Annotated in this window: 7 protein-coding genes and 3 pseudogenes; 8 read left to right on the top strand and 2 right to left on the bottom strand. The window is 61.4% G+C overall.

The window, feature by feature from the left end; genetic code table 11:
- The 3 genes from SKC42_RS17440 to SKC42_RS17430 form a co-directional block, all read left to right on the top strand.
- Positions 1 to 297, top strand: a 297-nt coding sequence (locus SKC42_RS17440; RefSeq protein ID WP_330965520.1) for a type VII secretion target, incomplete at its 5' end; no start/stop codon positions are given.
- Between the two features lie 1,378 nt (positions 298 to 1,675).
- Positions 1,676 to 3,112: an EspA/EspE family type VII secretion system effector gene (locus tag SKC42_RS17435; protein ID WP_330965519.1), complete on the top strand. Its 1,437-nt coding sequence runs from the start codon at positions 1,676 to 1,678 to the stop codon at positions 3,110 to 3,112.
- Positions 3,113 to 3,180: 68 nt separating this feature from the next.
- On the top strand, positions 3,181 to 3,495 hold the full coding sequence (locus SKC42_RS17430; RefSeq protein ID WP_330965518.1) for a type VII secretion target: 315 nt from the start codon (positions 3,181 to 3,183) through the stop codon (positions 3,493 to 3,495).
- A gap of 196 nt (positions 3,496 to 3,691) precedes the next feature.
- Here the strand turns inward: SKC42_RS17430 and SKC42_RS17425 are convergent, their stop codons facing one another.
- Entirely contained in the window at positions 3,692 to 3,952 is a 261-nt protein-coding gene (locus SKC42_RS17425) for a hypothetical protein (RefSeq protein ID WP_330965517.1), read from the bottom strand.
- 15 nt (positions 3,953 to 3,967) lie between these two features.
- A pseudogene (locus tag SKC42_RS27775) lies at positions 3,968 to 4,116 on the bottom strand (transposase); the annotation flags it as partial.
- Between SKC42_RS27775 and SKC42_RS17420 the strand changes: the two are divergent.
- The 5 genes and pseudogenes from SKC42_RS17420 (at position 4,069) to SKC42_RS17400 (ending at position 10,867) form a co-directional block, all read left to right on the top strand.
- Positions 4,069 to 4,563, top strand: coding sequence for a hypothetical protein (locus SKC42_RS17420; protein WP_330965516.1), 495 nt, complete (start codon positions 4,069 to 4,071; stop codon positions 4,561 to 4,563). The pseudogene SKC42_RS27775 and the gene SKC42_RS17420 sit on opposite strands and share 48 nt — an antisense overlap.
- A pseudogene (locus SKC42_RS17415) lies at positions 4,454 to 6,056 on the top strand (IS1634 family transposase). The gene SKC42_RS17420 and the pseudogene SKC42_RS17415 overlap by 110 nt, the downstream one beginning before the upstream one ends.
- A gap of 341 nt (positions 6,057 to 6,397) precedes the next feature.
- Positions 6,398 to 7,822, top strand: a complete 1,425-nt coding sequence (locus tag SKC42_RS17410; RefSeq protein ID WP_330965515.1) for an EspA/EspE family type VII secretion system effector — start codon at positions 6,398 to 6,400, stop codon at positions 7,820 to 7,822.
- 443 nt (positions 7,823 to 8,265) lie between these two features.
- Positions 8,266 to 9,319, top strand: a pseudogene (locus SKC42_RS17405) (IS701 family transposase); the annotation flags it as partial.
- Between the two features lie 210 nt (positions 9,320 to 9,529).
- The gene (locus SKC42_RS17400; RefSeq protein ID WP_330965513.1) at positions 9,530 to 10,867 is read left to right on the top strand and encodes an EspA/EspE family type VII secretion system effector; all 1,338 of its coding nucleotides are present in this window, start codon (positions 9,530 to 9,532) and stop codon (positions 10,865 to 10,867) included.
- Positions 10,868 to 10,916 lie beyond the last annotated feature (49 nt).

Genomic DNA, 10,916 nt, shown 5'->3' with positions numbered 1-10,916 from the left:
GTCGAGCCAGCCAGGTTGAAGGAGGCTGCGAAGTATTTGCGGCAAGCGGCCGAGCAGGCGGCTCAAGGGGTGAAGGCGACCGAAGAGGCCGACTTACGCAGCACGCTGTACAAGACCCACGGGCCCATCAGTGGGTTGTCGAACGAGGCGGTCGCTGACCAGTCAAACGTGGGTGAGGATGCGGGTCGCGCTATCGAGAAGACCTGCCTGGCATTGGCCGCGGCGTTGGAGGCCGCCGCCGACCGCTACACCACGACCGACCACACCGCCAGCGCCGCGTTGACCCAACCAAGCTAACCGCTGTCCCCGCGAATTCACAGGGCCACGATAAGCGCTCATCACGACGCCCAATAAGTAGCGCGAGCCCATCGGCTCTCTCGCAAAACGCCCATTGCGGAAACGCCTCACACGGGCGAGAGCGCCAACAAGCGATCAACGCTGTGTGACCATCCGATAGTTTCGGCTCGGTCGGCTCGGCGGCTGTCCGGTGATTCGCCGTAGGTGGTTCCGTCACTGGCAGAGGAATTTTCGCGTTATCGGCCGAGTCGCCAACGTCACAGGCGGGAAGACAGCTGCGACAATGCAACCGAATCGCCCCGAAAACTAACCCCAACTCACCGGATCACATTTGACGCCCTTCGTCTCGCTTTCGAAGATGGCGTGGATTAGCGGCGCCTCAGAAGCGGCGACGCAGTGGCTGATACTCGTGCTTAGGGGGCGCTGCGGGTGCCCGAACACAAGGAGCTGCGGGCGATCACTGACCATTAGCATGCGAGCCCGGAGGCGATAGAACCATTGTCGATATTCGTGAACGCCGCCATTCTTATCGCCTGCTCAACCGGCATGGATTGAGAAGGTGCCGGTTTGAACGTTGATCGGATCGGTATGAGTGTGCCCTGAGGTCGCGCAAGATTCATCCCAAACGACCGGGGTGGCTTCGGCGCCACATGCGCTGCTTCGATGCATTCGCAGGATCGGGCGATGGCATTGTCGTCGATCTTGAGGACGGCTTCTTTGGCGTCGGCGGGGCCCGCGCCTTTGCCTGTCCGCTAAAGCCCGGCCCGATGGCGAACCGGTAAAGCAATTAAGTGACCAACTCAACGAAATCGTTGTACTGCGTTATCCAGATGGGTGCTACACTCAATTGAACGGACATTATGTACACGTGTCTTGCGCAGGAGCGGCGCCTAGGCGTATGGGACTTTGGCCGTGGAGAGCTAAATGAACGTAGTAACGATGAGGGTGTTCGCGGAAATTAGTACTTCGGCCCGTCGCGTATCTTTTGGGCGCAAATAGGAGGTCATTCAGAAAGACGAGCCGCGACTGTGACGGGGATTATCGCAGATGTTTTGGGTCGGCCTGCCTGAGTCACGTCGGTATAACGAACTCTGCGGATCTGAGCCGGTGTGGGCGTCCGGCAGTGGACGCACTGCTAATTAACGAGCCAGTTGTGAATGTCACCGATATGAGGCCGTTCGACGCTGAAGGGCGGCGGCAAAGTCGACATTGGCCTGGAGGTCTATTCGAGTGTTAGCAGCGACGATCGCTATGCTGATGCCGCCCCAAACATAGTCTGTCTAGGCTTCGCGCAATCGATCATTGATTCAAGTCCGGATAAATGAGAGACGCCGGGAAGAAATGCCGGCTGAGATTCGACAAGTTAAGGAGAGTTCAAATGAATGCTCTCGCTGATGCAGCACGCATCCTGGGCAATATAGTTGCGATGGGACCGCAATTCATCGGTCTTGATGCTGACTTAACTCCACCAGGGATGGAAACCGGAGGCGGCGGCGAATCTCTAGCGGCAACCGTGACAGGTATGACTGGCAGTCTCGGGGGTATGTTCAGCTCGCGCACAATCCTAAAAGGAATAGACCTGACCGCATCACCAATTGTGAAGTGGGAGCGCGACATAATCAGGAGCCCAGGTTATAAAGCGAGCAATTTCAGGCAGTGGGTCCACAATAACGTAACATACCAAGCTTCGGCCCGATCGCAAGTCGCCAATGCGGGTGTTACTCTCGATCTCGATCCCGATACCAATCGGGAGATAAAGTCTCCCGGTGCTAATACGACTCCGGTGGCCAATATTATTCCGTGGACTATCACTGTGGTGGGATATATGGAGTGGTTGCTGGGCTTGGCCCCGCCCAGTGACGGTGCTGATTTAGAGTCAGGTTCACGGCAATTCGCCGAACTTGCCGAGCAGCTAAAAGTGGCATTTCCCAATCAAAATTGGCGGGGTACTGCATCGGAGGCATACGGTGAGTTCGCGGCAACCCTGCAGGAGACTGCGCTGCAGCTCGCCAAGCTGGACGCGGAATTCGCGGATGTGGTCAAAAGCCAAGGCGAATGGGTTGGCCATATGCGCCTTGGCTTTGGAATATTGACGAATATCCTGACCGCGGCCATCTTTGTTGAGGTCGCTCTACGGATGGCCTGGTCAATCAATGGCGATGCTATAGCGAAGGTCTTCGCTATCACTGTCTCGGGTCTTGCAATCACACTCGCATTGGGCATGTTAAGCACTGCCGCCGGTTTGTCGGTGGAGCATGCTAAGAAAGCGGACGAGTTAACTTCCCGGTACGAGACGTTGGTGCAGGCCGCAACAGCTAAGTCGACAGTGTCTGACTTTCAGGCCATTTCCAACAGCATGTCCGGCGGCGCCGGCGCAGCCCCATCACCGCGGGCCGCCCGCGGCCACGACACCCCCACTGCCTACCGCACCAACACCGACGACACCGCAGCCCAAACAACCCCGTCGACGACTACCGCCGCGGCCGGAACGCTACCGTTTGCCCTGCCAACCGTCACCATGCCCACCCTGGCTCAGGTGGCCACGATGTCTGGGCAATCCGCCCGCGTCTCGGGCCAACTCGCCCAACACGTCAACCTGTTCAACCAGGCCATGGGGCAAGTCCAGCAGATCGCCCAAATGGCCCAACAAAACCAGCCCGCACCACCTCCTGCCCCCGACGCCGAGACCGCCACCGATGTCAATGCCGAGACCGGTGAGGACACCGACGCGGCGGCCGGCAGCCCCGACGGCCAACGCGCACCGGTCGCACAGACTCAATCCGCGCCGCAGCCAGGCGGCGAGCGGATTTTGTGAGCCCGCTGGGCGCCGCGCCAGAACACTGGTTAACCACCAGCCACAAGAGATGAGAAGGGAAACAGTCGATGGCTAATCTCAAGGTCGATCCCACCACGCTGACCGGGTTGGCAAAGATTCAAGACGACGCCGCCAAGCAGGCCGGGACGGCCGCCGAAGCGGCCTCAACCCTGGAGACCCAGGTCTGGATGAGCCACGGCGTGATCAGCGCCGCCTCGAACATTAGTTTCACCGAAGCCGAAGCGGCGCGCCGTGCGGCGGGCGAAGCCATTCAGAAATCCTGCGGGCAACTCGCCGAGAAACTAAACACCGCCGCCGCCGTTTACACCGGCACCGACGAACAGGCGGCGAGCAACCTCGACCGCCAAGTCCTCGACCGCTGACCGATAACCGGGGAGCACCGGTCGCGTCTCACGCACCGGTGCAACGCCATGCCCCAAAAGAGCGCTGACGCTCTTCCCCGCCGCCTCAACCGCTTTCCGGCCATCGCAAACCATGAGGCACACGTCACCGATACCGGCGGCTTTTGACCTGACGAGAAGATTGACGTGAGATGTGCTGGCGGGGTGGGTGGCTCGGTCAGGATGCCTGCTCGAGGGTGACGTGGTAGCCCATGGCTTGGAGTTGACGCACGGCGTTGCTGCGCGCTTTGTGCGGGTTGAGGCGGGTGAAGTAGTCCCCACCGGGATCGTGGTAGGCGGTGTTGGTGGTGGCAAGGTTCCAGATCGCGACGAGCAGTGCGCGTTGAATGGCGACGTTGGCTCTCAGCGGGCCGCGACGAGCAGCGATCCGGCGGTACTTGGCAGCCAGGTAGGTGTCGCGGGTGTGCGAGATCGACATCGCAGCAGTGCCCAGTGCTCCTTGCAGGTATGGATTGCCTGGTCGGGTGCGCCGAGATTTGACCTTGCCGGCTGATTCGTTGTTGCCCGGGGTGTGCCCGCCCACGACGCGAGGTGTTGGGCGGTGCGGAATCTAGTCATGTCGGCGCCGGTCTCGGCGACCACCACGTCGGCGGTGAATCCGCCGATGCCGGGGATGGTGCAGATCAGGTCGCGGAAACGGCGAAAGGGTTCCATCACCACCTCGATTCGGTCGGTGAGCGCCTCGATGGCCGCGGTGTGCTGGTCGATCAGGTCCAGATGCATCCGAGTCAGAAACGCGTGATGGGCACTGAACCGACCGTAGAGAGCTTCTGTGAGCTGCGGGATTTTCCTCCGCAATTGTTTCTTGGCGAGATCGGCCATGGCCGCCGGATCGGTTTCGCCCGTCTTGACCTGCTCTTTTCCCTGGCATGGTCAGTGTTTTGGGGTACTAACCCGGTAAGTTCGAGCGGTGGTGTAAGTGCGGAAGGTGCGGACCGCCTCGGGCGCAGTGGCGGTGCAGGTCGCGCGCAGGAATCGTGGCCAGGTGGAGATCGCGGCCCATGTTGGTTCGGCGCATACCGATGCTGAGCTGGGCATTCTGCTCGACCAAGCCCGCGAGATCGTCACCGGCGAGCAATCGGCCCTCGATATCGAGGTACCGATACGTCCGGCCCGGGTCACCGATGTGCCGGATTGGCGAACCTCGACCCTGATCCCCGCCCCGGCAGCGTCGATGGGGGCGCCGGCGGGGTCAGGACGCACGGTGGCGACGTGCTCACGGTTGCTCTACGACGTCCTCGGCGGCGTCTATGACTGGCTGGGCTTTGATGCTGTGGCCGATCCAGTGTTCCGGGATCTGGTGATCGCCCGCATCGTGGAGCCGACCAGCAAGCTCGATGCGCTGCGAGTCCTGACCGATCTGGGCGCACAAGCGGTGTCCTACAAGACCATTGATCGCCACGTCCGCAAGATCCACGCAGGCGGATACCGCGATGTCGTCGCCGAGAAGTGCTGCGCCTACGCCAGCGACTGCGGCGGGTTGAGCCTGCTGTTGTACGACGTGACCACACTGTATTTCGAGGCCGAGTCCGAGGACGACCTGCGCAAGGTCGGCTATTCCAAGGAATGGCGGATCGATCCCCAGATCATCGTCGGCCTACTGGTCGACTGTACCGGGTTCCCGTTGGAGATCGGCTGCTATCAGGGCAACACCGCTGAGACGACCACCATTGTTCCGATCATCACCAGCTTCCTGCAACGCCACGATCTTGGCGGTACGCCGATGGCGGCATGGTCTCGGCGCCCAACTTCAACGCCCCGACGAGCTCGAACTGTCGTTCATCGTGGGCTCGCGCACGACCAAGGCTCCTGGGGATCTGGAGTCCCATTTCCACTGGAACGGCAACATTTTCACCGATGGGCAGATCATCGACACCGTCACACCCCGGCACGGCAACACCAAAGTCAACAACTCTGCGCTGCGCGCCGAACCAGTCTGGAACTCCGAGGACCATCCCGGTGCGTGGCGGGCGATCTGCCTACTCGGCCCAACGAGCCCGCCGCGACCAGAAAACCCTGGCCGCCCAGGAAGCCCGCGCGCGGGCGATCGTGGCAGGCGAGAAGAAAGCCAAATCAGCCAGATTCGTCAAGGTCAGCGGTGATGATCGCCGCTTCGACGAATCCAGCCTGGCCCGCGCCCAGTCCCTGGTCGGACTCAAAGGTTATGTAACCAACCTGCCCGCCGCGGTGATGCCAGCGACCGAGGTGATCACGAACTACCACGACCTGTGGCATGTCGAACGATCTTTCCGGATGTCAAAGACCGATCTGGATGCCCGCCCCATGTTCAACCGGGTGTATAGGGCCATCGAGGCGCACCTGACCATCGTGTTCGCGCCTTGGCCGTCTCCCACGCCATCCAGGCACGTACCGGCCTGGCCATCGCCAAGACCGTCAAGCAACTCCGGCCACTCCGCAGCGCCACCATCACCATCAACGGCGCCACCCAGACCTTCCCGCCCGAAATCCCCGACGCCCAAAGGAAAATCCTCACCCACCTCGGCTACAAGCCTGGGTACTAAGCGAAATGTCTAAACTCACGATTCACCGCCGCCAGCTCGAAGACCCGCGCGTTGACCGCTTTGGCGGACGGCGCACCGGTAAGGCAATTATGTGACTGATACGACGAAATCGCCGGGCCGAGCCATCCCGACCGGTGTTAGAATAATTTCACTACACAGAACGCACACGTACCCTTGCGTCGGAACGCTAGTGTACACGTCCGGATTTTCGACGGGAAAAGCTAGATGCACTACGAGTTGAATTATGCGACTCCGGGCAATCGCTCGTTGGCTTGAGTTCGGGCGATGAGAGTGCTCGACGAAACACCCACTAAGATTCGAATAGTATAAGGTGAATTCAAATGAATGCCCTCGCTGATGCCGCCCGCATCATCGGCAATTTGGCTACGTTGGGCTCGCAATTCATCGGTCTCGATGCCGACTTAACTCCACCAGGGCTGGATTCCGGTGGCGGCGGTGAATCGCTAGCGGCCGGCGTGACAGGGATGACTGGCAGTATCGGTGGCATGCTCAGCTCTCGCGCTATCCTTAACGGATTGAAAAGGCCCGCGTTTAAACTCGCAGCGTGGGACCGGAATAGGGTCAACAAACTTGCGCAGATTTCGAAATGGGAGAAATCTCAAAAGTGGCTACATAATAATATTATCTACGACGCTGCTAAGCGGTCAGACTTGGCTTACCGGGGTAAACTCCTTCGTATTGACCCCGATAGCGATGCGGAGATAAGAACTAAAGCTGCTAACACGAGTCCAGTGGTGAATATTCTTCCGTGGACTATCAGTGTGGTGGGGTATATGGAGTGGTTGCTGGGGTTATCGCCGCCCGAGGATGGTGGTGATTTAGTGTCGGGTTCACAGCGGTTTGCCGTCCTTGCCGGGCAGCTACAATCGGCGCGTCCGAATCAAGATTGGCAGGGTACGGGGTCGCAGGCCTACGGTGAGTTCGGGGCAGCGTTGCAGGAGACGGCGCTGAAGCTTGCCACGTTGGACGCGGAATTCGCGGATGTGGTCAAAAGCCAAGGCGAATGGGTTACCCATATGCGCCTGGGTTTTGGAATATTGGTAAATATCCTGACTGCCGCCATTTTTGTTGAGGTCGCTATACGGATGACCTGGTGGCAAGGGGCTGGCGAAGTTATTGCAAAGATCTTCGCCATCACTGTCTCCGGACTTGCCATCACAGTCGCTTTGGGCATGTTGAGCACCGCCGCCGGCTTGTCGGTGGAGCATGCCAAGAAAGCGGACGAGTTAACTTCCCGTTACCAGGCCTTGATGCCGCCCGCGGCGTCTGAGTCGATGGTGTCTCGTGTGGCGGCTGGTCCCGGTGGTGCGGTCGTTGCCGGGGGCGCGGCGGAGGTGTCTCGGTCGACTGGTCGGCGAGTGGTGGCGGCGTCTGGGCCCGCGGACAGGTCGGCGTCGTCGGTGTTTGGGTCGGCTATGCCCACGCTTGCTCAGTTGAGGCTGCGGTCGCTAGATGCACCGATGGTGGTAGGCCGTTCTCAAGGGCATTCTTGGTCGAGTAACCTGGTTGCGGGTCCGTTGTTGCGGCGTCCGCCGGCGGCTCGGCGCGGCGACCGAGAGACCGGCGATAAGTCCTCCGAAAGCGCCGCCCAGCCGAACGAGGCTGACACATCAGGAGCTGTCGGCGGCGCGCAGGCCGGCCAGCGTAGTTATTTCGGGTCGGCCCCGACCGGGGTTGCGTCCAGCAGAGCGGTGGACGAGTCGGACCTGATCAGGATGCCGGGCGAGTCGCAGCCGAGTGAATGAAGGTCATCGCGTGATCCTTCGAGTGACCGTCCGAACTCGCTCAAGCGAAGGAATCGACGCGATGGCCACTGGCCGCGGCTGTCGACTGGGCGACTCACTGGTGCCGGGTCGGCCAATGAGCGAGATGTTGGTCGCCGACTCCAGGTAGTGCCAGGGCGAAGTTCTGGCCTGAGTTGGGTCACTTTGAGTGTTTCCTCGATGTTGTGATGCGTTGACCTGTGGTTATGGTTCCGGTTAGTGCACCGGCTAGGCACTAATTCTCGGTAGGCTCGGGCTGGTGGTGTGGATTCGGCGGGTGGCGTTAACCATCCCGAGTTTCATGCGCCCTCGGGGTTCTGTGAGCCGGCCGGTTGGTCGGTCACGAGTTGGGAATAGTAGCGGGTCTCGACTTCGGCGGGTGGGATGCGTCCGACCCGACTTGGGTCACGTATATCGGATCTTGACCAGATGGTCTGCAGCATCTGCTGGCGCGGGCACGCTGGGACGCCGACGCTGGTGTTCGATGAGACCGGCGACGTGAAGAAAGGCACCCACAGCGTGGGAGTCCAGCGCCAATACTCGGGCACCGCTGGCCGCATCGAGAACTCCCAAGTCGGGGTCTATCTGACCTATGCCGCCCCACGCGGGCACGCCCTGAACGACCGCGCCCTCTATCTGCCCAAGTCGTGGACCGAGGATTCCGATCGCTGTGATCAAGCGGGAATCCCGCAGCAGCACAGGGACTTTGCCACCAAGCCGAGGTTAGCCACAGCGTTGATCGACCGCGCGGTCGCCGCACACGTACCGGCCCGGTGGGTGGCCGGCGACGAAGTCTATGGCGTCGACCCGCGGTTGCGGGCAGCCGTTCGCGATCATGGATTGGGCTACGTGCTGGCCGTGGCGGCCAACCGGCGGGTGCCCACCCACGCCGGCCTGATCCGCGTCGACGCGCTGCCGGCCCTGATCCCGCCGCACGCCTGGCAGCGCCACTCCGGCGGCGCCGGAGCGCATGGCCCGCGGCTCTACTCGTGGGCGTGGTTTCGACTGCTCGCCGAAGACGACGCCGACACCGGGGTGCATCATGTGCTGATCCGCCGCAACGACGTCACCGGTGAGCATGCCTACCCGCGCTGCTACTCACCGCGACCGGTGCCGCTGCGCACCCTGGTCGCCGTCGCCGGCCAACGGCGGCGCATCGAGGAATCCTTCCAAGCCGCCAAAGGACTGGTCGGACTCGATCAGCACCAGGTGAGGCGCTGGCGATCCTGGTATCGGTGGACCACTTTGGCCATGCTCGCTCATGCCTTCCTGGCCGTGGCCACCGCGGTCGAACGCGACAGCGCACCCAGTCCCGTTGGCCTGATCACGTTGACGGTCAACGAGTTGCGCCGACTCTTCGACGCGCTGCTACTGGCCACCAACCACACCATCACCACCCTGCTGGCCTGGTCACGATGGCGCCGACGACACCAATACCGCGCACGACAAGCCCACTACCGACGCCGCGAAAACCAATGATCCCTATCTACGGCTGTAGTACTAATGCCTTCTCAAGGCCCACGCAAAGGCGGCTGACGAGCTACGTCGCCTCCCCACCAGTGTGACAAATTGGTGCGTCGCCGCCAATTACGGCGGGTTACGCTTGATGAGCGGTGAAGCGCAAACTCGCACCCGCCTCCAGCCGCGAAGCGCAGGAAGTGATACCCGAAGGGCCTTAAAGTGACGATATTGGCACAAGCCGCGAGCGTGCTTGGGGCAATTGCGGGCCTCGGCGGCGAAATCACCGGGCCGGGTGCAAATCAAGATGGAATTGCCGGCAGCTTCGGCCCCGAAAATATCGCGGCCAGCGCCGCAGGTGGCGCTGCAGATTTGGGAATGCTCGCGTCGTGGGGCGGGCCCAAGACGGTTTACGCGCTTATGGGTACCCAGTTTCGGCAAAGCACTCTCAGCAAGCTTGGGAAAGCGGGCGTACAGCGCCTTGATCAGGCGACGAATATCACGTCCTGGACTTACACCGTTGTGGAAATGATGGAGCTGACCACTGGACTCGGTCCTCCGAATGAAGGCGACAACTTAGAGGACGGTTCAGCTGAATTCACGAAGCTCCACCAGTTGTTACTCTCGGCCATCCCCGACAACGAGTGGCAAGGCTCGGGTTCAGACGCTTACGCCCAGCTGAGTGCGACGCTGCAGAAGCTTGCAGTGACAACGGCCGAGTTGGACACTAAGCTGGCCGACATAGTCAGGGGTCACGCCGAGTGGGTCAACCACATACGGTTGGGCTTCGCGTTGCTAAAGGATCTCCTTTTCGCGGCAATCGTCATCGAAATAACCATGGCTTTCACACTGCCATCGCCCACCGGTTCGATCCTGGCGAGGGCCGTCGCCGTCGCGGTGGCGGGGATTGGAGCGGCCACCGGCCTCATTGCCACGCTGGTAAGTTGTTCCTTCGACGCCGGTGCGAAAGCGGAAGACTTGATGAATCAGTACAACGAGTTGTTGTACCAGACTGGCCAGAAGGGTCGGCTGGCGCAAACGTCGGCGGCCACATCCACCGAGTCCACAGTCGCTGACTTCAACGCCATTTCCAACAGCATGCCCGGCGGCGCCGGCGCAGCCCCATCACCGCGGGCCGCCCGCGGCCACGACACCCCCACTGCCTACCGCACCAACACCGAAGACACGGCACTCACAGTAACCCAGTCGAAGACCACTACCGGCGGGGCCGGAACATCCTCGTTCACCCTACCGACCATCACCCTGCCCACCCTGGCTCAGGTGGCCACGATGTCTGGGCAATCCGCCCGGATCTCTGGCCAACTCGCCCAGCACGTGAACCTGTTCAACCAGGCCATGGGTCAAGTCCAGCAGATCGCTCAGATGGCCCAACAGAACCAGCCCGCACCACCTCCTGCCCCCGACACCGAGACCGTCACCGACGTCAATGCCGAGACCGGTGAGGACACCGACGCGGCGGCCGGCAGCCCCGACGGCCAACGCGCACCGGTCGAACAAACCGCCCCCGGTGCCCCACCGGCACAGCGAGGCGGCGAGCGGATTTTGTGAGCCCGCTGGGCGCCGCACCAGAACACTGGTTAACCACCAGCCACAAGAG

Origin of the sequence: Mycobacterium sp. 050134, from assembly GCF_036409085.1 — a bacterium.
GTDB lineage: Bacteria > Actinomycetota > Actinomycetes > Mycobacteriales > Mycobacteriaceae > Mycobacterium.
Note: the sequence above shows the minus strand (reverse complement) of the source record. Positions and strands in the feature narration are given on the sequence as shown.